The following is a 24,095-nucleotide window of genomic DNA, read 5'->3' on the forward strand; positions in this document are numbered from 1 at the left end:
AAAATGGCCGCGGCGAACTGCGAGTGCAGTGCGGCGCGGTCGAGCCCACCGAGCGCTCCGAGGGCCTCCAACCGCGCCGGCACCTCCGCGGGGGCGTTCGCGTGAACGGTGCCCGCGCCACCGTCGTGGCCGGTGTTGAGTGCGGTGAGCAGCTCAACCACCTCGGCACCACGCACCTCACCCACCACAATTCGGTCCGGACGCATCCGCAATGCCTGACGCACCAACTGACGCAACGTCACCTCGCCAACACCCTCGATGTTGACAGCGCGCGCGGCCAGGCTGACCACATGCGGGTGACGCGGCGCGAGCTCTGCGGCATCCTCGGCACAGATAATGCGCTCGGTCGGGTCGACCGCCCCGAGTAGCGCGGACAACAACGTAGTCTTGCCCGCGCCCGTGCCGCCCGTGACAAGAAAGGCCAGCCGGGCCGCCAGCATCCCGCGCAGTAATCTGCCGGCATCCTCGGGGACGGTGCCGTCGGCGATCAGCTGGTCCAGGCCTTTGGCCATGGGGCGCAACACACGTAGCGAGATACATGTGCCAGCTGCGGCGATGGGGGCGAGCACCGCGTGAAGGCGCACCACCGAGCGCGGCGGACCCACGTCCAGCAGCTGCCCGTCGACAAAAGGCTGCGCGTCGTCGAGACGGCGTCCCACCGCGAGCGCCAATCGCTGTGCCAGTCGGCGTACCGCGGCCTCGTCGGTGAAGCGCACCGCGGTGAGACGCAATCCGTGGCCGTCATCGACCCAGACACGATCCGGCGCGGTGACCAACACGTCCGTTGTGTCGTCGGCGCACAACAATGGTTCCAGAATGCCCGCACCGGACAGCTCACTCTGCAGTTCCTTTATGTTGTGCAACACATCGCTATCGCCAAGCACTCCACCGGATTCGGCGCGTATCGCGGCCGCGACCGCGGTGGGGCGCAGCGCCACGTTGTCCGCGGCAAGGCGCTCACGTACCCGATCGATCAATGATCCGGTCATGCCGCCGACGCCTTCCCATCCTGCGACACCAGCGACAACACGGACTGCGCGGCGGCCGCCAAGGGTGAGCGGCGTGACAGTCGCAGGCCGCCGTTGTCCAGGCGACTGGCCAGATTTGGTTCCGGCCGCATCGCCGCTATGAGCGGAACTCCGACGATTTCGGCGACCTCTGGTGCACGCAACCCACTAGGGGCCGGACCACGCACCACAACACCGACATTCGGATTGGTGGTCCGCACCGCACGCGCCACAAGTGCCGACGCTGCACACGCACGTACCTCAGCGGTGGTCACGACCACCACCAGGTCGGCGCGTTCCAGCGCTGCCACACCGCTTGCCCCTAGACGCCGCGGGAGATCCACGACGACCGCAACTCCGGCCTCACGCGCGCTGTCGATTACCCCCGCAATCGTCTCAACGTTGCCCCCGCCGCCTGTCCTATCCCCGGATAAGACAACAAGTCCGCGCCGGTGCGGTAACGCACGGCGAAGGGCATCGAAGCTCACCCTGCCGCCGCGCATATCTACGTCCGGCCAGCGCAGACCCGGAATGTCCTCCCAGCCGAGCAGCAGATCCATACCGCCGCCATAGGGGTCGGCATCCACGATCATTGCCCCACTCGGGGCGCGAAGACCGATCGCCGCACACAAGACAGAAGCACCCGCCCCACCGCATCCCCCTACTACGACAATCACTGGAGCACGGCCCGCCGAGGCGGTGGAGGGCATCGCCGACAAAGCAGCAACAAGTGTGGCCTCATCCTCCGGCAAGGCAAGCACCTGCTCGGCACCCACCTCGACCGCCCGGCGCCATACCTCGTTGGTCGGCTCGTCTCTGCAGATCAGCAGGACCCGGCTACGCCGCGGCAACTGAGCAAGGGCAGCCATCGACGTATCGGCACCATCAAGAACCACCGCGCCCGCCCGGGTCCATGCCTGCCTGCTGATGGAACCGGCATCGGTAGCGAGGACCAACGGCTTACCGGCCGCGGCGACGATTCGTTCGATCTCATTGCTCAGCTGCCGATCACCGACGGCGACGACGATCGGCTGCCCGGTGTTTGCCTCCACAACTCCACCATCGGCGTTGCACCGCCGACGAGCCAGAGGTCATATCGAGATTGGGGATGGAGACAACTCTGTGGATAGATCTGAGGTGACCGCAAAAATCGGTGATGAACGTCCCCAGAAAAGAGGACGACCCTCGCCAGGGGGGGAGGAGGCGAGGGTCGTCGTGCATCAGCCCCGGGGGGTCGGGCTGAGACACACTCGGCATAGCCGAGTAACCCCACTATACACACGAACCGGGTGAGGGTGGCAAGACCAATCGGCTGAAAAAAGGGAAAGAAAGGCAAGCCTTCTTCTGGCACCGCCGCGTTACCAGACCACCCCGGCTGAGCTGCGACTTTCCAGATGGACACGACGACACAGGCGGCTAGATCTATCCTCGACCTGTGACCGATCACGCAACGGCACCCGGGTCCTCCCCTTCGATTGAAGACCGGGACGCCGCGGCCAGCACACAACCCGCGAGCGCCGGACCGGCCCCCAAAACAGCGGCCTTCTTCGACCTAGACAAGACCGTGATCGCCAAGTCGAGCACCCTCGCCTTCAGCAAGCCGTTCTTCGATCAAGGCCTGATCAACAGACGCGCGGTCCTGAAATCGAGCTATGCACAGTTCTTCTTCTTGCTGTCCGGCGCCGACCACGACCAGATGGATCGGATGCGCACACACATCACCAACATGTGCACAGGCTGGGATGTGGAACAAGTGAAGGCGATCGTGGCCGAGACACTGCACGACATCGTCGACCCCTTGGTGTTCGCCGAGGCCGCCGATCTGATCGCCGATCACAAGCTCTGCGGCCGCGACGTCGTGGTGGTCTCCGCCTCGGGCGAAGAGATCGTCGCACCCATCGCGCGCGCCCTCGGAGCCACCCACGCCATGGCCACGCGCATGGTCGTCGAGGACGGCAAGTACACCGGCGATGTCGCCTTCTACTGTTACGGAGCAGGGAAGGTAGCCGCGATCCAGGAACTCGCCAAGCGCGAGGGGTATCCGCTGGAGCACTGCTACGCCTACTCCGATTCGATCACCGATCTACCGATGCTCGAATCTGTCGGTCACCCGACAGCCGTGAACCCAGATCGCGCGCTGCGCAAGGAATCCATGGCACGCGGCTGGCCAGTGCTGACATTCTCACGACCCGTATCGCTCGGCGATCGGATACCCGTTCCCTCCGGCGCCGCGGCCGCCACCACGGCGGCCGTCGGCCTGAGTGCGATAGCTGCTGGGGCGCTTACCTATTCACTGATTCGCAAGCTACGTCCGTAGTAGTGCACACGTGTCACTTTTGGCGCGCAGGTAACAATGTAATGACCTTGAGAATTGCCCCTTGATGTGACCGTCCGCTCAGTGTAGAAAGTAGGTACGGAAGCCCGACGAGGCCAAGGTCGATCCGGAAGAGAAGGACCGATCTCCCGAAGCGGGAGTCCCAGCACGGACCACGGCACCCACGCGGAGCACGCCGCGACAAGGGCAGAAGCGTTGTGGGCCTGCGTAATCGCGAAGAGAGAAAACTCATCAGACTTCTTGGGTGAAGTCCGAGTTAGATGCGTCGTGAAAGCGCCGAGGCCACCCACACAACCCACATTGCACGCTTGGTAACCGGAGGATCCGTGCTAACGGGCGGCGGGCCGATTCACTCGGACCGTCGCCCGTTTTTATGTCCGGCCCAGCCGAGTTCGAATCATCCGGCTGCGGTATCGGCGATCGATGTCGCTTCGGCCGCGCCTGCAGTTAATGCCTGACAGCAGAAGACAATCCACGCGGTGATGGCTTCGGGTGTGCCTTGGGCGAAGGCGGAGGATAGCTCCCGGTAGCGCCCGGACTGACGCATCCACATCACTTCGGGCACGCCGAGCGCATGCGGATCAAGACCCCGCGACACCGTCACCAATCGGGACGCGGCACGCGCGACGACACCATCGGCAGATCCAAATGGGTTCAGCGCCAAGAGTTCACCATGCGTCACCGCCGCGAGAATCGGCGCGGGCACCGAGGTCCCCCCCGAGATCAGCTGCGCCAGCAGTTCCAGCCGATCGGTGTCTGCGCCGGGGCGAGGCCGCCCGAGGGTGTCCTCATCTGCCATGCCGGTGGCCGCCAACACATGTAACCGCGCCAGCGCCTGCAGTGGCGCGCGTGACCATACCGCGGCCAGCTGAGTCAGCGCGTCACCATCGAGCGCCTGACCCACCCGTAACGCGCCGGCGAGTATCGGATCTTCCACCGCCCCATCGGCGCTGAGCTTCATCGTGCCGCCATCGAGTGCCGACGAAGACCTGGCGGCGCGTACCGCTGCCTCCGCCGCGGTCACCGGCCAGCCACGCAGATTGGCGCGGTGACGATGTACCTTGCTCAACGCGTCGCGGGCGGCTTCGGCGGCTTCGGGCACTCCCGGCAGGGAAGCCAATGGTGCGAGTGGGTCAGTCATGATCGATAAACAGTACTCACATGCTCAGCGCAGTGCCTGGCGCTCCTCGCGCCGGATCCGCTGCTGCTCCGGATCCGGCACTGGCACGGCCGCCAACAGGCGCTTGGTGTAGTCGTCCTTGGGCGCGGTCAATACCTGTGTATCCGAGCCGAATTCGGCAAGCCGGCCGCGGTTGAGCACTGCGATACGGCTCGCCACCAACTCGACTACCGCCAAGTCGTGACTGATGAACAGGCAGGCGAACCCGTGCTCGCGCTGCAGCTCGGCAAACAAGTCGAGTACCGTCGCCTGCACCGATACATCCAGCGCGGAGGTCGGCTCGTCCGCGATCAACAGCGTTGGCTCCAGCGCCAGCGCCCGCGCGATGCCGACACGCTGGCGCTGCCCACCCGAGAGCTGATGGGGGAAGCGGTTTCGCATAGCGGCCGGCAACTGCACCTGCTCCAACAGCGTCTTGACCCTGCCCTCTCGTTGGGTGCGATCCATATCGGTGTGCAGGGTCAATGGTTCGGCAATCGACTGGCCGATCGGCCATCGCGGGTTCAGCGAGGATCCGGGATCCTGGAAGACCACCCCCACCTTGCTCCGAATATCTCGCAGCTGCTTGCGGTTGGCAGTCGAAATATCCTGTCCAGCAACACAAATAGTTCCGGATGCCACCCTCAGTAGACCTACCGCCGCCCGGCCGATAGTGGACTTTCCGGACCCTGACTCACCAACGAGGCCCACCACCTCACCCCTACCGATGGTGAACGACACATCATCGACAGCCCGGAAGCTCCCACTCTTTCCCGGATATTCGATGACCGCGTGTTCCACACTCAGCGCCAGATCTGTTGGTGGTGGGTTGCTTTCGTCGCGACCATGCAAGGTGGCGCCCAGGTGCGGCACCGAGGCCAGCAGCTGCCGGGTGTACGGCTGCTGAGCCCGATGGAAAATACCCTCGGCATCGCCCTGCTCAACGACCTCACCGTCCTTCATCACCATGATCCGGTCGGCCATATCGGCCACCACGCCCATGTCGTGGGTGATCAGGATGATGCCGGCGTCGATACGATGGCGCAGATCACGCATGAGATCCAGTATTTCGGCCTGCACGGTCACATCGAGAGCGGTGGTCGGCTCATCGGCGATGAGCAGCCCGGGATCTAACGCGAGGGCCTGCGCAATCATGGCACGCTGCCGCTGCCCGCCGGAAAGCTGGTGCGGGTAATGCTTGACCCGCTTAGCCGGCTCGGGCATGTCGACCAGATCAAGCAATTCAACGGCCCGGTCGCGCGCCTGCCTGCGCGACATCTTCTTATGTGCACAAACGGCTTCGGCGATCTGCCAACCGATGGTGTACACCGGATTCAGCGCCGTCATCGGCTCCTGGAAGATGACGGCGACGTCCTTGCCGCGCACAGCGCGCAACTCGTCGTTGGTGGCTCCGAGCAGCTCGGCACCGTTGAGCTTCACGCTGCCGCGAACGCGCGCGCTGGGCGGCAACAAGGCCGGGATGGCCATGGCGGTAGTCGATTTCCCCGACCCGGATTCACCGACGATCGCCAGCACCTCACCCTTGGCGACCGACAACGAGACGGCCTTGACGGCCGGAACCCACTGCTTGTCCACCTCGAAATCGACAGTCAGGCCCGTGATGTCGACCACGGAATCACTTGTGGGCACCTCCACCTACCTTCTCCGGGGGTCGAGTGCGTCGCGAAGGGCATCGCCGACCATGATGAAGCCCAGCACGGCCGCCGAGAGGAACAACGCCGGAACGATGACCAGCCGCGGCGTGGAAGCAAATCGCGACTGCCCGTCGTTGATCTGCAATCCCCACGAGATCTCAGGCAGCTCCAGCCCGATGCCCATATAGGTCAGAGTGGCTTCCGCCGCGATGAAGCTGCCCACCGCAATGGTGGCGTACACCAGAACCGGGGCCAACGCATTCGGAAGTATGTGCCGCAGCAGGATTCGCCATGTCGGCGCACCCAGAGCTATGGCGGCCTGCACATAGTCGCTCTGCTTGATGCTCATCACGCTGGAGCGAACCAACCGCATCGATGTCATCCAGCCGAAGGCGATGAGCGCACCGGCGACGCTCCACACCGTGCGATGCCCCACCACCGACAGCAGGATCATCCCGCCCAGAATCGTTGGAATGCCATAAAAGACGTCGGTCAGCCGGGAGAGCGCGGAATCGGCGACGCCTCCGAAGTATCCGGCCAGCGCCCCCACGATGACACCGATGATCAACACACCCACCATTGCGATGAGCCCGATGGTCAGCGAGACCCTGGCCCCGTACACGACATTGGCGTAGTAGTCACAGCCCTGCAGATCGGTGCCCAACCAGTGGGCCGCACTGATCCCCTTGCGCGCCTGGTACAGGTCGCAAGCGCGGGGATCCTTGCCAAAGGTGAACAGCTGCGGAGCAAGCGCCATCAACACCAGGATCGTCAGCAGGATCGACCCGGTGATGAAGAAGCCGCTGCGGCGCAGATACTTCCAGGCGTTGCCCCATAGGTCTGCCTGTTCCACCAGGGACTCGGCGGTGGCGTCCGGGCCGGACACCGGGCCCGGGGTGTTTACGGGATCACTCATAGCGAATCCTCGGATCCAGCAGCGCGTAAAGAATGTCGACGACGAGATTGAAGAAGATATAGAAAAACACAATGAGGGTCAGGATGCTCACCACTACGGCGCCCTCCTGGTTTCGGACCGCGTCGAATGTCGCACGGCCCAGCCCGGGGATGTTGAACACCGACTCGGTGACGACGGCGCCAGCCAGCAGCGCCCCCACGTCCGCACCGATGAAGGTCACGACGGGAATCAGGCTGTTACGCAGGGTGTGCCGCAGCAGGATGCGCGATTCGGAAATGCCCTTGGCACGTGCGGTACGGACGAAGTCGGCATCCATCGTCTCCAGCATCGATGTCCGGGTCAGCCGGGCGACGTACGCCATGGACAGCGAGGCCAGCACCAATCCCGGCAGCAGGAAGCTGTACCACCCGTCGCGGATGCCGGCAATGGGGAACCAGCCGAGTTTGAAGCCGAATAGGTACTGCGCCAGGAAGCCCAGCACGAACACCGGCATCGAGACCAGGAGCGTGGTGGTGACCAGGACCAGGTTGTCGTAGAACGATCCCCGGCGCACCGCACACAAGACGCCGGCGGTGATACCGATGATCGTCTCGAACGCCACGGCTACCACGGTGAGCCGCAGGGTCACCGGCAGACGCTGCGAAACAGTCTGTGCGACAGGGCGTTGCTGAAAGTCGGTGCCGAAGTCGCCGTGTAGGAACCCGACGATGTACTTACCGTATCGCACCAAGAACGGATCGTTGAGATGGAACCGCTCGCGCAGCTGCGCCATGACTTCGGGAGTGAAGGGACGGTCACCGGCCAATGCCCGGATGGGATCACCCGGCAGCGCGTACACCAGACTGTAGATGAGCAGCGACGTCCCGATGAGAACGGGTATCGCGAGCAGCAGCCGCTTGGCGATGTAGCGGAAGAGACCGGCGCTCTGCCAGAACTGTCGGACGTTGCCCAACACGGTGGTCACTGCACCACCTCCACGTCTGCGTACTCAATACAGTCCTGGATGCCGATCTTGACATTGCGCACCCGCTTGGAATGCACCGCCTGGTTGACCTCATAGAAGAGCGGCGCGGCCGGAAGATCCTTGAACAACAGGTCTTCCGCCTTCTGATACGCCTTGGTCGCGAGTTCTACCGTCGGCTGGTTATTGCCCTGCCGCAGCAGCTCATCGAACGCCGGGTTGCTGTAGAAGACGTAGTTGGAACCGTTCGGAGGCAGGGCCACCGTGCCGTACAGCGATTCCAGGAAGTTGTAGATCGATGGGTAATCCATCACCCAGCCGGACCGGAAGGGCCCCGTCATCCCCTTGCTGTCCTGTAGCGGCAAGAACTGTGACCAGGGCAGGCTCTTGAGTAAGTACGGCACCTTCAGATTCGACTGCAGCTGATTGCCGATGGCCTGCACCCACGCCAGCGCACCGGTGCTCGACGAGCTGTACCACAGCTCGATCGGCTTGCTCCGATCGAAGTGGGCATCGTCGAGCAACTTGTTGGCCTCGTCGACATGCAGCTCGCAGAGCTTGCCGCACGCCCCCTTGCGGTACCCGTAGACCACCGCCGAACCGTACGAGGTGGCGGGAGTACGAGTGCCGGAGAAGATCACCTGGGTGATCGCCTCGCGATCGATGGCCATGGAAATCGCTTGGCGCACACGCACATCGCGATACCGCGGGTCATACATAGGGAAACCCAGCGAGGTGATGTCCGGGCGGGGCCGCTCCAAGAACGCCGACCCGAACTCGGCCCTGGCGTTCTCATAGGCAGCGTCGGGCAGGTCGAGTTGGATGTCCAGCGCCCCGGCCTGCATATCGGTGTAGGCGGTCAGGCCTTCGGTGTACACCCGCCAGATCAAGCCCTTGGACTTGGCCTTCTTCTCACCGGCGTACTGGTCGTACCGGCTCAGCGTGAACCCGACACCGCGCACCCAGTCGCCGTCGGCCTTGAACGGGCCGTTGCCGATCGGGTGCACACCGAACTTGACCGGATCCCGAAAGAAGGCCTTCGGCAAGGGCAGAAATGCGGTGTACCCCAATGTCATCGGATAGATCGCGAATGGGGTGTTCAGTCGCACGGTGAACGTCACATCATCCACGACATGCAGTCCGCGCAGCTGCGTCGCCCGCGGTGGAATCTTGTTCTTCGGATCTCCCTGCAGCTCATCGAATCCGTCGACATTGGCCAGGAAGCTCGATGATCCCTGGGCGTTGGTACTCAAGGCGGTGTAGTTCCACGCGTCCACATAGGACTGTGCGGTAACCGGTTCACCGTCGTGGAATGTCCACCCGGGCTTGAGCTTTATCGTCCAGTTGATGTTGTCGGGACTGGTGATCGACTGAGCCACTCCGGTGTACTCCACCGCGGCGGTGTCGTTGTTGAACTCGACCAGCGCGGTAAACAGCGAGCGCAGGATCCGGCCACCCTGATTCTCTGTGGTGTTACCCGGTATCAGAGTGTGCTCGGGTTCGGTGATGTACATGCTGAAGTAGCCCGGGGGTGCCGGCGTGACAAGGTCACCGCAGCCAGCGGGCAGGATCGCGGCAAGGCCGACAAGCAACGCGACCGCCAGTCGGCGAAACCTCATCCTCACCCTTCCCTCGGTAGCTGAACAGGTAGGACGAACCATAGGCGGGGAACGCGCCAATGTCTCTCCAGCGACACACCAGCGTGCCCGGATCTGAACGACAGCCCCAATTACTTCTCGGTAACCATGGGCGCCCACTAGGCTTTTGCATCGGACCTGTCTAGGGCAGAAAGGCCAGATCAGATGACCGAAACCAGCATCGAGCCGGATAGCTATCCGCCGTCGCCGGAATTCGTAGCGACAGCGAATGCGACCGCCGACCTCTACCAGGAGGCCGAGGAAGATCGACTCGGGTTCTGGGCGCAACAGGCGGGCCGCCTGCACTGGCACGAGCCCTTCGGCGAGGTCCTCGACTGGTCTGACGCACCGTTCGCGAAGTGGTTCGTGGGCGGCAAGCTCAATGTCTCCTACAACTGCGTCGACCGGCACGTGGAGGCCGGCAACGGTGACCGGGTGGCCATCCACTGGGAGGGCGAACCCGGAGACACCCGCACCATCACCTACGCCGAGCTGCTGGCTCAGGTCAGCCAGGCCGCCAACTACTTGACCGAACTCGGCTTGGTTTCCGGTGACCGGGTGGCCATCTACATGCCGATGCTGCCCGAGGCCATCGTGGCGATGCTGGCCTGCGCGCGGCTGGGCCTGATGCATAGCGTCGTCTTTGCCGGGTTCTCGGCTGCGGCGTTGCGCGCCCGCATCGACGACGCGCAGGCCAAGTTGGTGATCACCTCCGACGGTCAATGGCGCCGCGGCGCCGCGGCCCCGCTGAAGAGTCAGGTAGACGAGGCCCTTGGAGCCGCGGGGCCGGCGACATCCGATCTGGGTGGCGAGCCGAGTGCCGTCGAGCATGTTCTGGTGGTGCGCCGCACCGAGATTCCCGTCGAATGGACCGAGGGTCGCGACCTGTGGTGGCATGAGACGGTCGACAAGGCCGACACCACGCACACCGCTGAACCGTTCGATTCCGAGCATCCGCTGTTCCTGCTGTACACATCCGGAACCACCGGCAAGCCCAAGGGCATCGTGCACACCTCGGGCGGGTTCCTGACGCAGACCTCATACACGCACTTCAACATCTTCGACCTCAAACCCGAGAGCGACGTGTACTGGTGCACAGCCGATATCGGCTGGGTCACCGGCCACACCTACATCGTCTACGGCCCACTGTCCAACGGCGCCACCCAAGTGGTGTACGAGGGCACGCCGACGTCGCCCAACGAGCACCGGCATTTCGAGATCATCGAAAAGTACGGTGTCACCATCTATTACATCGCCCCAACCCTGGTGCGCACGTTCATGAAGTGGGGCCGCGAGATCCCGTTCGCGCACGACCTGTCCAGCCTACGGCTACTCGGCAGCGTCGGCGAGCCGATCAACCCCGAGGCGTGGCGCTGGTACCGCGAGGTCATCGGCGGCAACCGCACCCCCATCGTCGACACCTGGTGGCAGACGGAAACCGGCTCCGCGATGATCTCCCCGCTACCGGGAGTCACCGACACCAAACCTGGTTCGGCCATGCGCGCCGTGCCCGGTATCTCCGCGAAAATCGTTGACGACGACGGGAATCAGCTGGAACCCGCAAGCGGCGACGAGCCGGTCACCGGATACCTGGTGCTCGACAAGCCGTGGCCCTCGATGCTGCGCGGTATCTGGGGCGACCCCGAGCGGTTCAAGGAGACCTACTGGTCTCGCTACGCCGAGAAGGGTTGGTACTTCGCCGGCGACGGCGCACGTTATGACAGCGACGGCGCCATTTGGGTGCTGGGCCGGATCGACGACGTGATGAACATCTCCGGGCACCGGATCTCCACCGCCGAGGTGGAATCCGCACTCGTCGGGCATGACGGGGTCGCCGAGGCCGCCGTCGTCGGCGCCTCCGATGAAACGACCGGGCAGGCCATCGTGGCGTTCGTGATCCTGAAGGCCAGCCACACCGTCGAGGGCGACGAGCTGGTGTCGCATCTGAAAGCTCAGGTTTCCAAGGAGATCTCGCCGATCGCCAAACCACGCGAGATTCACGTGGTGCCGGAGCTGCCCAAGACCCGCAGCGGCAAGATCATGCGGCGGCTGCTGCGAGATGTGGCCGAGGGTCGCGATTTGGGTGACACCTCCACGCTGGTCGATCCGAGCGTCTTCGAGGCGATCAGAGCCAGCAAGTAGGGAATAGCGCATCGAGTCGAGTGCGAGCGTCACGCGGAAAATTGGGCAGATATCCGCGTCAGGCTCGCACTCGGCCGGGGCTCCCTGCCGCTATCCGACCGGGGTGAAGCCCACTCCGGCGGTGCGGTTCTTGGCGTTGATATCGGCCAGCACGGTGTTGATCGAGTACGTGGTGGTCGGCGTGTGCAATGGGATGTACTTGATGACGCAGACGGGCAGCTTGGTGGCGGCGCCATGGATCATGCCGACCAGCTGTCCGTTCACGGTGACCGGCGCACCCGAGTCACCCGGCTGGCCACAGACCTGGTTGATGAACGTGCCAGGTTCGGCTCCGGCACCGAAGGTCACCCCGCATGAGTTGCCGGTGGTGCGTCCCAGCTTGCAGGCGATGTCGCCCGGCTGGGGATCCGGGCCGATTCCGGTGATCGCGAATCCCTTGTAGGTCGAAACCGGCTGGACCTTCTCCGGATCGAACTGGATGGTCGCGTAGTCGTACTGCTCGTTGCCGTTGACGAACTTGCCCAGCACACCCTTCTTCGGGAAGTCCTCCGAGACCACCTGAGACCCCGCGCCACCGCAGTGCGCCGAGGTGAAGCCCACCAGGTTGCCCTTGTTGTCGTGACCGATGGTCGTCAGCGTGCACAGGGTGTCACCGTTGATGATCAACCCGGCGCCGCCGCCCATCGGCACCTTGTCATCGGCGCCGGCTGCGGGAGCCGCGATGGCCGGGATCGCGCCCGCGACGAGGCCAAACAGCGCTATCAGAACCGGTAGCCCGTACCGGATCCGCCGCCGGGGCGACCTCATCGGCGCTCTAGCTTGTTCGCACATGCGGCTCATCGGTGCAGCCTTTCTCACTCCGGCCGCATCTCTCCCCCGTCGGCCACGCATATCCCCATTCTAATCAAGATTCACACTGGTCACTTCTGTCACAGTGCTATCGATTGGGTAACAACGCCCCCAGGTCAGACGCGCCGCAGCCACCGCGCCGCCGACGTGGCAACATAGGCCGCACTAGTTTTCACCGGAATCACACCGGACCCGTAAGGGACACGGAGGGAGCACAGTGAGCAGCCCTGGAAGCCGCAACTACCGCACGGACAGCAATGGCGTTCCGATCACCGTCGCCGCCATCCCGCTGTCCGATCCGAACGCGACCGGCACCGGCGAACCCACCATCGGCAATCTCGTCCGTGATGCCACCGCCCAGGTTTCCGCGCTGGTGCGTGCCGAAGTGGAACTCGCCCGCGCCGAGGTCGTCCGGGACGTCAAGAAGGGCGTCGCGGGCAGCATCTTCTTCATCGCGGCTCTCGTCGTCCTGTTCTACTCGACGTTCTTCTTCTTCTTTTTCGCCGCCGAGGTGCTCAAGATCTGGCTGCCTGCCTGGGCCGCGTACCTGATCATCTTCGGCGCCATGGTGTTCGTCGCGATCCTCGCGGTACTGATCGGCTATCTCCAAGTCAGACGCATACGTGGACCTCAAGCAACCATCGAGAGTGTCAAGGAAACGGCCAACGTATTCAGCCGCGATGACGAAGCACCCTCGAGCCCTAAGGCCATCAAGCCCGCAGACCCGTCGGGCTGGTAGTCGATCCCGTCGGCTCGATACCGACACACCATGCTGTTTGACCAGACGGCCCGACACCCTGATCCGTCCGTGGTCCGCATCGTCGGCCCATGGCGCCATTTTGACGTACACGCCAACGGAATTCGGTTCCACGTGGTGGAGGCCGAGGCTCCCGACGCGGCGACCGTGGCCGTCACCAGCAGGCCACTGGTACTGCTGCTACACGGATTTGGCTCCTTCTGGTGGTCATGGCGTCATCAGCTGGGCGCGCTGACCGATGCCCGCGTGGTGGCCGTCGATCTGCGCGGCTATGGGGGCAGCGACAAACCCCCGCGCGGATACGACGGGTGGACGCTGGCCGGAGACACCGCCGGACTGATTCGCGCCCTGGGCCACACCTCGGCCACACTCGTCGGCCATGCCGAGGGCGGACTGGTCTGCTGGGCCACCGCCAATCTGCATCCTCGCCTCGTCGATGCCATCGCGGTGGTCAGCTCACCGCACCCGATCGCGCTGTGCACCTCGATGTTCCGCGGGACCGGCCAAGGCCGGGCGCTGTTGCCTTCCCTGATGCGCTACCAGGTACCGATCCTGCCCGAGCGCACCCTGACAGGTCATCGCGCCGCAGAGCTGGAGAACCTGATGCGCTCGCGCGCGGGCGCGCAGTGGACCACCACCGAGGATTTCGCAGAAACCATCAAGCATCTACGCACCGCTATCGCGATTCCCGGTGTGGCCCACTGCGCGCTGGAGTATCAGCGCTGGGCGGTGCGCAGCCAGTTGCGCAGCGAAGGTTGGCGCTTCATGCGGTCGATGAATCGTGAGCTGTCCATCCCGGTACTGCACATGCGCGGCGAGGCAGATCCGTATGTGCTCGCCGACCCGGTACACCGCTCGCTGCCGTACGCACCCAACGGGCAGTTCGTGGCGCTACGCGAGGTGGGTCACTACGGCCACGAGGAAGACCCCGTGACCGTCAACGAACATCTACGGCGTTTTACCGGGCGGCGGTGACTGCGGCCCGTTGACGGGCTGCTCCGGCGACTTGTTGGCCTCGGGTGCGGAAATGCAGCTGCCGGTGCTCACCGGATCGGCGAGCTCCGCCTTGGGGAGTTGATCCTTGATCTGCTTGGCGGTCAGTGCGAAGCCGGTGTCGTCGTCGTCGATCGCGGCCCCAAAGACCACACCAAGCACGCGGCCTTCGGTGTCGATCAACGGGCCACCCGAATTGCCTTGCAGCACCGAACCCCTCACGGTGTACACCTCGCGGGTCACGGTGGTGGATCGATAGATGTCCGGACCATTCAATTCGATGATCTCCCGCACCCGCGCCGGTGATGCCTTGTAGTTCCCGCCGCCCGGGTAGCCGAGCACGATCGCATCGTCACCGGTCTTGGCGGGCTTGGGCGCGAAAACCAGCGGCGTCGCGGGCATATCAGGAACCGCGAGGATCGAGATGTCGGCGCCCGGGTCGTAGGACACCACAGTGGCGTCAAAGGTCTGTCCCGCCGACTCGACGGTGACACTGTTGGTGCCGGCCACGACGTGAGCGTTCGACATCACCCGATGCGGCGCGATAACGAATCCGGTTCCCTCGAGCGATTTTTGGCAGCTGCGGGCAATGCCCTTGATCTTGACGACACTCGGCTCGGAGCCGCGCACCACCGGGCCGTCGGCGAGCGTCACGTCGGGTGCGTCCACCGCGGCGATCGGCGTCTTGCCGAACGGCTGCAACACACTGGGCAGCCCCGAGGTGTCCAACAGTTTCGACAGGTCGTTGGGAACCTTGCGCAACTGGTCTGGCGCGTACTTGTCGACCTGGCTCAATACCTTTGAATCACGCGCTGCCGCAGAGATGTTCGGCTGATTGGAGCTCTGCATCGGGATGGAGAGCAACCACGCGGCGACCAGCACGGCGGCCACCTGTAGCACCACCCCCACCACGGAGTCCCCGGCACGCAGTGCGCGGTTCTTGATGGCGCCACGCATGGCCCGGCCCAGCACCACGCCGGCGACCTCGCCGATGACCACCAGCACCAGGATGAGGAGCAGAGAGGCGAACAACTTGGTGCGAGACCCTTCGATGTTGGCCACCACGTGCGGAGCCAGCATGATGCCGGCCACCGCACCCAGGATCACTCCGACGAAGGACATGAGAGAGCCCAGGGCGCCAGAACGCCAGCCTGATACGGCCGCGATGAACGCGACAGCGATGACGCCGATATCGAGCCACTGCGACGGATTCAGATTCATACCGACCCTCCCAGGTGCTCGGCCAGCAGCTCATCAAGATCACGAAGGTTACGAGTGTCCCACGGCTGCGCCCAGCCGGACACCTCCAGCATCGCCGAGATGATCTGTCCGGTGAAGCCCCACACCAGCATGCCCGGCAGCAGGAACGCCGGACCGCTGTACCGAATTCCAAATGTCTTCTTGGTCACCATGATCCGATTCGCCGGATCGACAAGGTCACCGATCTTCACTCGCGATACCTCAGCGGTCTCGCCGGGATCGACGGCCAGCACCGGGCCGGGATCGGGCGAGTACGCAAGCACCGGTGAGACGTGGAAACCGGACGGCGGGATGAACAGCGAGTCCATCACCGTCAGCGGCTGTACGCGAACGGGGTCCAGTCCCGTCTCCTCCTGCGCCTCGCGCAGGGCGGTACCCACCGGTCCTCCGTCGCCTGGGTCGGTGGCGCCGCCCGGAAACGACACCTGTCCGCTGTGCTGGCGCAACGTCGACGCACGCACCGTGAGCAACAGATCCGCCTCCGTCGGGTCGGTCACCGCGCCGTCGGCAGACACCAGCACCAGTACGGCAGCCGGCCGGCCGGAAGAAGGCAGCTTGCGCGCCTGCAGTATCGCCTTGACCGCTGGGTGCACACCCCGGCCATAGATGTCCTTGACGCTGGCGGCGTTGTCCACCAGCGGTCGCATCCAGTCAGGGGCGGCATCAGGAGCCAAGGGGGCGACGGTCATCGACTAGAACCTCACTCCCAACGCTTGCTCCACTTCGGCACCGATCTCATCCGCCGAAGTGAACGAACGCGGTAGCACTCGGGCAACGCTACCGTCCGGGCGGATCAAAATGGTCGTGGGCATCACATTCGGCGACTTCAGCGCGGCTGCGATCCGCCGGGCGCCGTCCTGGATCATCGGCAACCGGACGTGTAACTCGGCAAGCCTGTTCAGCCCGGCCGCCTCGTTCTCGTCTTGGTGCACGGTGATCACGGTGAGCTTGTCCCCCGCACGCTGCTGCAGTTCGGCCATCGCGGGCAGTTCATCGGCACAGGGACCGCACCAGTAGGCCCACAGATTCAGCACCACCTGATGCCCGGCGAGTACCGAACCGACCGGCACCCGAACCCCACTGCAGTCCAGCGTTATCCCGGCAAGCTCGGGCATGCCCGGGTTGGTGCTCGCGGTCGGGCACGCCGGCAACTGCGCCTGACGGCGCAGCTCCGCGAGAGCTTCCGGGGTATCGGCGTCTCGGCGTTCCCGCGAGGCGACGGGCTCTTGGCCCGGCGATCCACGCCGCTGCTGATCGTGCTGCTGCGACAACATGACAGTGATCAGCGCCGCGATCAGCACCACCCCGACGATCGTCCACCGGGCCCCGGTGTTGAGTCGAGCCACGTCACAACCCGGCCAACGCCAGCAGGTGCTCGGTCTCCGGACCCTTCACCAGTGGTGCGGCCAGCTCCGGATCGGTCGGGCCCAGCCCGTAGGACGGACAGTCCTTGGCCAGCACACAGACACCACAGGCGGGCTTGCGGGCGTGGCACACACGCCTGCCGTGGAAGATCACCCGATGGCTGAGCAGGGTCCATTCCTTGCGCTCGATGAGCTCCCCGACAATGTGCTCAACCTTGACCGGATCTTCTTCCTCGGTCCACCGCCAGCGACGCACCAGCCGGCCAAAATGTGTGTCAACGGTGATGCCTGGTATGTCAAAGGCGTTGCCCAGAACAACATTTGCGGTCTTGCGGCCGATGCCGGGGAGGGTCACCAGATCCTTGAGCCGCGGCGGTACTTCGCCGCCGTAGCGCTCCACCAACTGCGCACCCAGACCCATGATCGAGTTCGCCTTGTTCCGATAGAAGCCCGTGGTGCGAATCATCTCCTCGAGCTCTGCTCGATTGGCCCCCGCATAGTCCTCGGCGGTGCGGTACTTGGCGAACAACGCGGGCGTCACCATGTTGACCCGGACATCGGTGCATTGGGCCGACAGGATGGTGGCCACCGCCAATTCCAGCGGGTTGGTGAAATCGAGTTCGCAGTAGACGTGCGGAAATGCTTGCGCCAGAGTGCGATTCATCCGTCGTGCACGACGGACCAGCCCGATGTGCGTCTCGGGCTTCCAGGCGCGGATCGGGGCTGGGGTCTTCGCCGACGATTTCGCTCTGGGCTTAGAGGTGGATCCGGTCGTTGACACAATCCCAGCGTAACCGGCGGCCGCTGCGGCCCAGGGCACCGATTACACCCTTGCGCAGGACAAACCGGTTGTTTTTCGTGACCTCGCCGAGATCTTGAACGTGTTTACTTCAACCCGTGTCGGGCCTATTCGGTTTGTTGGTACCCGGACTTCTCATGCTTGCCAGCCTTGGGCTGGGAAAGCTGGAAGCCGGGTTGATGCGGCATACCTTGCAACCAAGTGAGGTCGCCGATTTTCTGGACCAGGCAAGTCCGTCGGATATGAATCGCCTCGCCCGCGACGGCATGCCGTCGGCCATCGAGGGTTTGCACCGGCGTCAACTGCAACGCATCGAGCCGTCTTTGGAAGCGGTTTATCAGGCCACCACGAACGGCCACAACCAGCCACGAATCAACGGTCCGTCCATGAGACCCGCGCGCACGCTCGGTACCCCCAGCCTGCGCGAAGAGGCCGTACCGTCCATGCGTTCGCGGCATTCGGTGGTGGATTCACTGCGTGCCGGTGGCGCAGCGGTGTAGCTTGGATCACGTTCTTTCGCGACCTGGCCTCTAGACTCATAGCGACGTGAGCAGGCCAGCGTAAGCATGACTAACGAATTTGGGTAAGGGGCAAACGTGGACGAGATCCTGGCAAGGGCCGGAATCTTCCAGGGTGTCGAACCGAGCGCCGTCTCGGCGCTCACCAAGCAGCTGCAGCCGGTTGACTTTCCGCGCGGGCACACGGTGTTCGCCGAAGGCGAGCCTGGCGACCGCCTGTACATCATCATCACCGGCAAGGTGAAGATCGGTCGCCGGTCTCCTGATGGCCGTGAGAACCTGCTGACCATCATGGGACCGTCGGACATGTTCGGTGAGCTGTCGATCTTCGACCCGGGTCCCCGGACGTCGAGCGCCACCACCATCACCGAGGTACGCGCGGTGTCGATGGACCGGGACGCGTTGCGCGCCTGGATCGCCGACCGCCCGGAGATCGCCGAGCAGCTACTGCGCGTGTTGGCCCGCCGCCTGCGTCGCACCAACAACAATCTCGCCGATTTGATCTTCACGGACGTGCCCGGCCGCGTGGCCAAGCAGCTACTGCAGCTCGCCCAGCGATTCGGCACCCAGGAGGGCGGCGCCCTGCGGGTGACGCACGACCTGACCCAGGAAGAGATCGCTCAGCTGGTGGGTGCATCCCGCGAGACCGTGAACAAGGCATTGGCCGATTTCGCGCACCGCGGCTGGATCCGGCTGGAGGGCAAGAGCGTCCTGATCTCGGACTCCGAGCGTCTGGCCCGTCGCGCGCGCTAGCTCCCCGCGCGTCAGCGTGATGCGCTGAATGCCACCAACGCCACGCACACAAGCGTCAGCACCGCACCGGCTTGTTGGACTCGACCGAGCCGCTCATGCAGCACCACCCGGGCGATGAGAACCGTGACCACCGGGTACAGCGAGGACAGGACGGCCGCTACGCCCAGGCTTCCGTGCGCGGAGGCGTAGGTGAACAGCAGCATCGCCGACGTGTCGAGCACACCCGCGAAGGGCACCACCCCGAACGGTGGGCGCAGGTTCTCGCGCAGGCTCTTCCAGCTGAACGCTCCGAGTATCAGGATCAGGATGACCTCGGTGGCGCGAGAGATCACCACCGCCTCGACGGGGTGATACCTGCCGGCCTCGGCGAGCAGGATCATGCAGACCCCGAACATCACCATGCAAAAAAACGACCATGCGAGCACTCGTCGTCCCGGTCGCTGCCCGTCCAGCCCTTCCGAGGCCGACGCCAACATGACGCCGACGAGAGTGCCGGCCAGCGCCAGGTAGGTCAGGCCCGAAAGCGACTGCCCGATCATGGCGCCCCACAGCACCGGGACCACCGCACCGACCGCGGCAATCGGCGAGACCACGCCCATCGGGCCGATGGCAAGAGCGCGATAGAGCGCATAGAGAGCAGTGAAAGCTGCTGGGCCGGAGAGCATTCCGAGCAGCGTGCGACCGTCGAAATGCGATGACGAGGTGATCAGCGCGACCAGGCTCACCACCGCCAGCCCGACGGGGCGGCTCAGCGTCAGTACCGCGAGCGTCGATCGCCGCTTGCTTGCGTGGCCACCGATGAAGTCGCTGATGCCCCAACTGAGCGAGCCCGCGAGGGCCAATGGGATGGAATTCACCGCCGACTAATCAGCGCGCAGGTAGTCCAGCTGCGCCTGCACCGACCATTCGGCGGCGCCCCATAGCGACGGGTCCACGTCGGTGTACACGAACTCGACAACCTGCCGCGCCGAGGCCTCGTCACCCAGTGCCGCCAGCGCCGCACGTACCTGGTCCAGCCGCTGCTCCCGGTGCGCCAGATATTCGGCCGAGACCGCCGAGAGGTCGCTTCGCTCTGGGCCGTGTCCGGGCAGCACCGTGCGCTTACCCAGGCCCTCAAGGCGTTTCAGCGACTCCAGGTAATCGCCCAGACCGCCGCCGTCCTGCGCGATGACCGTGGTGCCCCGTCCGAGGATGGTGTCGGCGGTCAGCACCGCGTCATCCAGAACTAGGGACACCGAATCGTCGCTGTGGCCAGGAGTCGCCAGCACCGAGATCGACAACCCCGCGACGTCGATGCGTTCGCCGTCGGCCAGCGCCACCGAATCGCCGCGCAGCCAGGCCGGATCCGCGGCGCGTACCGGAGCACCGGTCAGCTCTACCAGCCGATCGACGCCACCGGTGTGATCGAAATGTCGATGGCTCAGCAATACCAGGGCCACCTTGCCGATCTTCGCGAGTTCCTCGGCGTGCACATCGGGGTCACCGGCGGCGACGCCCGGGCCGGGGTCGACGATGACGATCTCGTCGCTGCCCGGAGCCCGCAGCACCCAGGTGTTGGTGCCCTCGAGCGTCATCATCCCTGGGTTATTGGCCAACAGCACCGAGGCGGTCTCGGTGACCGGACGCAGCTGCCCATAAGCGGGATGGGTCATCAGGCGGAGACTTCCGCGCGGACCTCCACGATGATCTCGACCTCGACCGGGGCGTTGATCGGCAGCTCGGCGACACCCACGGCCGAGCGCGCATGCACCCCGGCGTCCCCGAACACCTCACCGAGCAGCTCCGAGGCTCCGTTCACCACGCCGGGCTGACCGGTGAATCCCGGCGCCGACGCGACGAATCCGACGACCTTGACCACCTTCACGACATTGTTGATCCCGACCAGGGCATCGACCGCGGCCACCGCGTTGAGGGCGCAGGTACGGGCGAGCGCCTTGGCGTCTTCCGGGGATACCTCTGCACCGACCTTGCCCGCGGTGACCAGGCTGCCGTTCACCATGGGCAGCTGCCCCGAGGTGTAGACGTGGTTACCGCTGCGTACCGCGGGCTGATACGCCGCCAACGGCGCAGCGACGGCGGGCAGTTCGATTCCCAGCTCCGCCAGCCGCGCGCTGTGCGTGCTCACTTCGACCGCTTCAGGTAGGCGACATGCTGTTCACCGGTGGGCCCTGGCAGCACGCTCACCAGCTCCCATCCGTCGCTTCCCCATTGGTCCAGGATCTGCTTGGTGGCGTGTGTCAACAGCGGGACGGTCGCGTACTCCCACGCGGTGCGTTCGGTCATATACGCACCCTAGGGCGTTCGGGATTGCCAGTCGATGCCGGACAGTTAGCATGCTCGCGTGGTGAACACTTCCCCTGACTCCCCCAGCGACGCGGCTGCGGGGCCCCCCTTAACTGCGTGGCCTGCGCGAGTCGCGAATGCACGGCTGCACTTTGTGACCGGCAAGGGCGGGACGGGAAAGTCGACCATCGCCGCGGCGCTGGCCCTCGCGCTGGCGGCGGGCGGTCGCAAGGTGCTGCTGGTCGAGGTCGAAAACCGCCAGGGCATCGCCCAGCTTTTCGATGTGCCGCCGCTGGCGCCCAAGGAACTCAAGATCGCCACCGCCGAGGGCGGCGGAGTCGTGAACGCGCTCGCCATCGAGATCGAGACGGCGTTCATGGAATACCTCGAGATGTTCTACAACCTGGGCCTGGCCGGGCGCGCGATGAAACGCATCGGTGCCATCGAGTTCGCCACCACCATTGCGCCGGGTCTGCGTGACGTGATCTTGACCGGCAAGATCAAGGAGTGCATCGTCCGCACCGATAAGTCGGGGCGCCACGTGTACGACGCCGTCGTGGTCGATGCCCCACCCACCGGCCGGATCGCCCGCTTCCTGGATGTGACGTCCGCGCTGTCCGATATCGCCAAGGGCGGCCCGATTCATTCGCAGTCCGAGGGGGTGCGCAGGCTGCTGCACTCGGACCAGACGGCCATCCACTTGGTGACCCTGCTTGAGGCGCTGCCCATGCAGGAAACCGCCGAGGCCATCGCCGAACTGAGCGCAATGGGTATGCCGGTGGGCAGTGTCATCGTCAACCGAACTGTGGTTCCGCACCTGTCCCCCACCGATCTGGACAAGGCGGCCGAGGGCGTGATCGACGCCGACGCGGTGCGTAAGGCGTTGACCGAGAACAACGTAACCCTCTCTGACATCGACTTCGCCGGTCTGCTTACCGAGACCATCGAGCACGCGACGCGGATGCGGGCGCGCGCCGAGAGCGAGGAACTGCTCGGCGAACTGCAGATACCTCGGCTGGAATTGCCCACCCTGGCCGACGGTGTCGACCTGGGCAGCCTCTACGAACTGGCCGAGAGCCTGGCCGAACAGGGAGTCCGATGAGCACCACACCTGCCGTCTTGGACATGGCGGCCATCCTCGAAGACCGCAAGAACCGCGTCGTGGTGTGTTGTGGCGCAGGCGGTGTCGGCAAGACGACCACCGCGGCATCCGTAGCGCTACGCGCCGCGGAGTACGGCCGCACCGTGGTGGTGCTGACCATCGACCCGGCGCGCCGGCTGGCGCAGTCGCTGGGCATCGAGGATCTGGGGAATACCCCACAGCAGGTGCACATCGAGGGTCTCAAGGGTGAGCTGTACGCGATGATGCTGGACATGCGTCGCACCTTCGACGAGTTGGTGGTCCAGCACGCGGGATCCGATCGCGCACAATCGATTCTGGACAACAAGTTCTATCAGACCGTCGCCACCTCCATGTCGGGCACGCAGGAGTACATGGCCATGGAGAAGCTGGGCCAGCTTCTGCACGAAGACAAGTGGGACCTGATCGTGGTGGACACGCCGCCGTCTCGCAATGCCCTGGACTTCCTGGACGCGCCAAAGCGTTTGGGCAGCTTCATGGATGGCCGACTCTGGAAGATGCTGCTGGGCTCCAGCCGCGGTCTGGGGCGCATCGTCACCGGAGCCGTCGGCTTGGCCATGAAGGCGTTGTCGACGGTGCTCGGCTCGCAATTGCTTTCCGATGCTTCGATGTTCGTGCAATCGCTGGACTCCACATTCGGCGGATTCCGCGAGAAGGCCGACCGCACCTACGAGCTGCTGCGCCGGCGCAGCACCCAATTCATCGTGGTGTCGGCCGCCGAGCCCGACGCGCTGCGTGAGGCCACCTTCTTCGTCGAGCGGCTGACTCAGGAGGGCATGCCGCTGGCGGGGCTCATCCTCAACCGCACCCATCCCACGCTCTCAAGCCTGACCGTCGAGCGCGCTGTCGACGTCGCCGACAACATCGAAGAATCGGGCGAGTACAGCCTGCCCGCGGCGGTGCTACGGGTTCACGCCGAGCGCGCGGCCACCGCGAAGCGGGAGATCCGGCTGTTGTCGCGGTTCACGAGCGCCAACCCGTCGGTCCCGATCGTCGGGGTGCCCTCGTTGCCGTTCGATGTCTCTGATGTGGACGCGCTGCGCGCCATCGCCGACCAGATCACCGGCGTCGCTTCCTAGGGAGCTATCCCTACAACGCAGCGAGCGCGCACTTGGGTGTCCGAAATCTTCGCGGATTCGGTGCCCATGTGCGCGCTCGGCGTCTTAAGTGTTTAAGCGTCTAAACGGCGCTCTTGTGCTTGCGCTGCGCGGCGAAGAAGTCAGCCCAGGATTCCACCTCGGGATGAGCCTTCAGCATCGCGCGACGCTGCCGTTCGGTCAGTCCGCCCCAGACCCCGAACTCCACACGGTTATCCAGCGCGTCGGCGCCGCATTCCATCATCACGGGGCAGTGCCGGCAGATGACCGCAGCCTTGCGCTGTGCCGCTCCGCGTACGAACAACTCGTCAGGGTCGCCCTGTCTGCATCTGGCCTGAGAAACCCAGGCAATGCGTGCTTCTCCACCATCGATCGATACCGCCGTCTGCAAAGCACTCATGGCTGGCCGTGAAGCTGACACAGGCAATCCCTTCTATCACGAGCGGCCCTTCGAGAGGTGTGGGCCACA

25 protein-coding genes are annotated in these 24,095 nt (G+C 64.7%); 8 read left to right on the top strand and 17 right to left on the bottom strand.

Annotation, left to right across the window (positions count from 1 at the left end; translation table 11 throughout):
- Both B4393_RS14425 and ssd read right to left on the bottom strand, forming a co-directional pair.
- Window positions 1-989 (bottom strand): TadA family conjugal transfer-associated ATPase (locus B4393_RS14425; RefSeq protein WP_016888799.1); only part of this gene is annotated, 989 nt, incomplete at its 3' end.
- The gene (gene ssd, locus B4393_RS14430) at window positions 986-2,059 is read right to left on the bottom strand and encodes a septum site-determining protein Ssd (RefSeq protein ID WP_005092117.1); all 1,074 of its coding nucleotides are present in this window, start codon (window positions 2,057-2,059) and stop codon (window positions 986-988) included. The genes ssd and B4393_RS14425, both read right to left, overlap by 4 nt.
- 383 nt (window positions 2,060-2,442) lie before the next feature.
- On the opposite strand from ssd, the gene B4393_RS14440 reads away from it, so the two are divergent.
- Window positions 2,443-3,324, top strand: a complete 882-nt coding sequence (locus B4393_RS14440; RefSeq protein WP_005092116.1) for an HAD-IB family hydrolase — start codon at window positions 2,443-2,445, stop codon at window positions 3,322-3,324.
- A 415-nt stretch (window positions 3,325-3,739) separates the two neighbouring features.
- Here the strand turns inward: B4393_RS14440 and B4393_RS14445 are convergent, their stop codons facing one another.
- From B4393_RS14445 to B4393_RS14465, 5 genes are read right to left on the bottom strand one after another with little or no spacing between them, the layout of a single operon-like run.
- Window positions 3,740-4,483 (bottom strand): Fic family protein, encoded by a 744-nt coding sequence (locus B4393_RS14445; protein ID WP_005083520.1) that lies wholly within the window; start codon window positions 4,481-4,483, stop codon window positions 3,740-3,742.
- Window positions 4,484-4,507: 24 nt separating this feature from the next.
- Window positions 4,508-6,133, bottom strand: coding sequence for an ABC transporter ATP-binding protein (locus B4393_RS14450; protein ID WP_025089070.1), 1,626 nt, complete (start codon window positions 6,131-6,133; stop codon window positions 4,508-4,510).
- Window positions 6,134-6,157: 24 nt separating this feature from the next.
- Entirely contained in the window at window positions 6,158-7,072 is a 915-nt protein-coding gene (locus B4393_RS14455) for an ABC transporter permease (RefSeq protein WP_025089071.1), read from the bottom strand.
- Window positions 7,065-8,036 carry an ABC transporter permease gene (locus B4393_RS14460; RefSeq protein WP_005064981.1) on the bottom strand — a complete coding sequence of 324 codons (972 nt, stop codon included), beginning with the start codon at window positions 8,034-8,036 and terminating at the stop codon, window positions 7,065-7,067. Before B4393_RS14460 ends, B4393_RS14455 begins: the two co-directional genes overlap by 8 nt.
- The gene (locus B4393_RS14465; RefSeq protein WP_078334719.1) at window positions 8,033-9,652 is read right to left on the bottom strand and encodes a peptide ABC transporter substrate-binding protein; all 1,620 of its coding nucleotides are present in this window, start codon (window positions 9,650-9,652) and stop codon (window positions 8,033-8,035) included. The genes B4393_RS14460 and B4393_RS14465 overlap by 4 nt, the downstream gene beginning before the upstream one ends.
- Window positions 9,653-9,835: 183 nt before the next feature.
- Here B4393_RS14465 and acs point away from each other — a divergent pair, with 183 nt between their 5' ends.
- Window positions 9,836-11,812, top strand: a complete 1,977-nt coding sequence (acs, locus tag B4393_RS14470; protein WP_078334720.1) for an acetate--CoA ligase — start codon at window positions 9,836-9,838, stop codon at window positions 11,810-11,812.
- Window positions 11,813-11,902: 90 nt separating this feature from the next.
- Here acs and B4393_RS14475 read toward each other — a convergent pair whose 3' ends face one another.
- A complete protein-coding gene (locus B4393_RS14475; protein ID WP_078281969.1) occupies window positions 11,903-12,598 on the bottom strand; it encodes a chymotrypsin family serine protease in 696 nt (231 codons plus the stop codon).
- Between the two features lie 280 nt (window positions 12,599-12,878).
- On the opposite strand from B4393_RS14475, the gene B4393_RS14480 reads away from it, so the two are divergent.
- Together B4393_RS14480 and B4393_RS14485 are read left to right on the top strand one after the other, a co-directional pair.
- On the top strand, window positions 12,879-13,400 hold the full coding sequence (locus tag B4393_RS14480) for a phage holin family protein (RefSeq protein ID WP_078334721.1): 522 nt from the start codon (window positions 12,879-12,881) through the stop codon (window positions 13,398-13,400).
- A 30-nt stretch (window positions 13,401-13,430) separates the two neighbouring features.
- Window positions 13,431-14,393, top strand: a complete 963-nt coding sequence (locus B4393_RS14485; RefSeq protein ID WP_078334722.1) for an alpha/beta fold hydrolase — start codon at window positions 13,431-13,433, stop codon at window positions 14,391-14,393.
- Here the strand turns inward: B4393_RS14485 and marP are convergent.
- The 4 genes from marP to nth are packed head-to-tail and all read right to left on the bottom strand — an operon-like array spanning window position 14,367 to window position 17,816.
- A complete protein-coding gene (gene marP, locus B4393_RS14490; protein WP_078334723.1) occupies window positions 14,367-15,632 on the bottom strand; it encodes an acid resistance serine protease MarP in 1,266 nt (421 codons plus the stop codon). The two genes, B4393_RS14485 and marP, sit on opposite strands and share 27 nt — an antisense overlap.
- Window positions 15,629-16,360, bottom strand: a complete 732-nt coding sequence (locus B4393_RS14495) for an NUDIX hydrolase (protein WP_070937339.1) — start codon at window positions 16,358-16,360, stop codon at window positions 15,629-15,631. Before B4393_RS14495 ends, marP begins: the two co-directional genes overlap by 4 nt.
- 3 nt (window positions 16,361-16,363) lie before the next feature.
- Entirely contained in the window at window positions 16,364-17,017 is a 654-nt protein-coding gene (locus B4393_RS14500; RefSeq protein ID WP_078334724.1) for a TlpA family protein disulfide reductase, read from the bottom strand.
- Window position 17,018: 1 nt separating this feature from the next.
- Entirely contained in the window at window positions 17,019-17,816 is a 798-nt protein-coding gene (gene nth / locus B4393_RS14505; protein WP_109558669.1) for an endonuclease III, read from the bottom strand.
- Window positions 17,817-17,971: 155 nt separating this feature from the next.
- Between nth and B4393_RS14510 the strand changes: the two genes are divergently transcribed.
- Both B4393_RS14510 and crp read left to right on the top strand, forming a co-directional pair.
- Entirely contained in the window at window positions 17,972-18,334 is a 363-nt protein-coding gene (locus B4393_RS14510) for a hypothetical protein (RefSeq protein ID WP_078334726.1), read from the top strand.
- Between the two features lie 96 nt (window positions 18,335-18,430).
- Window positions 18,431-19,105: a cAMP-activated global transcriptional regulator CRP gene (crp, locus tag B4393_RS14515; RefSeq protein ID WP_005063269.1), complete on the top strand. Its 675-nt coding sequence runs from the start codon at window positions 18,431-18,433 to the stop codon at window positions 19,103-19,105.
- Window positions 19,106-19,116: 11 nt separating this feature from the next.
- Here the strand turns inward: crp and B4393_RS14520 are convergent, their stop codons facing one another.
- From B4393_RS14520 to B4393_RS27235, 4 genes are read right to left on the bottom strand one after another with little or no spacing between them, the layout of a single operon-like run.
- Window positions 19,117-19,962 (bottom strand): DMT family transporter, encoded by an 846-nt coding sequence (locus B4393_RS14520; protein WP_078334727.1) that lies wholly within the window; start codon window positions 19,960-19,962, stop codon window positions 19,117-19,119.
- A gap of 6 nt (window positions 19,963-19,968) precedes the next feature.
- Entirely contained in the window at window positions 19,969-20,757 is a 789-nt protein-coding gene (locus B4393_RS14525) for an MBL fold metallo-hydrolase (protein WP_078334728.1), read from the bottom strand.
- Window positions 20,757-21,230: a RidA family protein gene (locus B4393_RS14530; protein WP_070937348.1), complete on the bottom strand. Its 474-nt coding sequence runs from the start codon at window positions 21,228-21,230 to the stop codon at window positions 20,757-20,759. The genes B4393_RS14525 and B4393_RS14530 overlap by 1 nt, the downstream gene beginning before the upstream one ends.
- Window positions 21,227-21,388 (bottom strand): DUF4177 domain-containing protein, encoded by a 162-nt coding sequence (locus B4393_RS27235; protein ID WP_005063257.1) that lies wholly within the window; start codon window positions 21,386-21,388, stop codon window positions 21,227-21,229. Before B4393_RS27235 ends, B4393_RS14530 begins: the two co-directional genes overlap by 4 nt.
- 58 nt (window positions 21,389-21,446) lie before the next feature.
- Here B4393_RS27235 and B4393_RS14535 point away from each other — a divergent pair, with 58 nt between their 5' ends.
- The gene (locus B4393_RS14535) at window positions 21,447-22,490 is read left to right on the top strand and encodes an ArsA family ATPase (protein ID WP_109558668.1); all 1,044 of its coding nucleotides are present in this window, start codon (window positions 21,447-21,449) and stop codon (window positions 22,488-22,490) included.
- On the top strand, window positions 22,487-23,608 hold the full coding sequence (locus tag B4393_RS14540) for an ArsA family ATPase (RefSeq protein WP_078334730.1): 1,122 nt from the start codon (window positions 22,487-22,489) through the stop codon (window positions 23,606-23,608). The genes B4393_RS14535 and B4393_RS14540 overlap by 4 nt, the downstream gene beginning before the upstream one ends.
- Before the next feature lie 100 nt (window positions 23,609-23,708).
- On the opposite strand, the gene B4393_RS14545 is transcribed toward B4393_RS14540, so the two are convergent.
- Window positions 23,709-24,026, bottom strand: a complete 318-nt coding sequence (locus tag B4393_RS14545) for a WhiB family transcriptional regulator (RefSeq protein WP_070937350.1) — start codon at window positions 24,024-24,026, stop codon at window positions 23,709-23,711.
- Window positions 24,027-24,095 lie beyond the last annotated feature (69 nt).

It is taken from the genome of Mycobacteroides franklinii (assembly GCF_002013895.1).
Lineage (GTDB): Bacteria > Actinomycetota > Actinomycetes > Mycobacteriales > Mycobacteriaceae > Mycobacterium > Mycobacterium franklinii.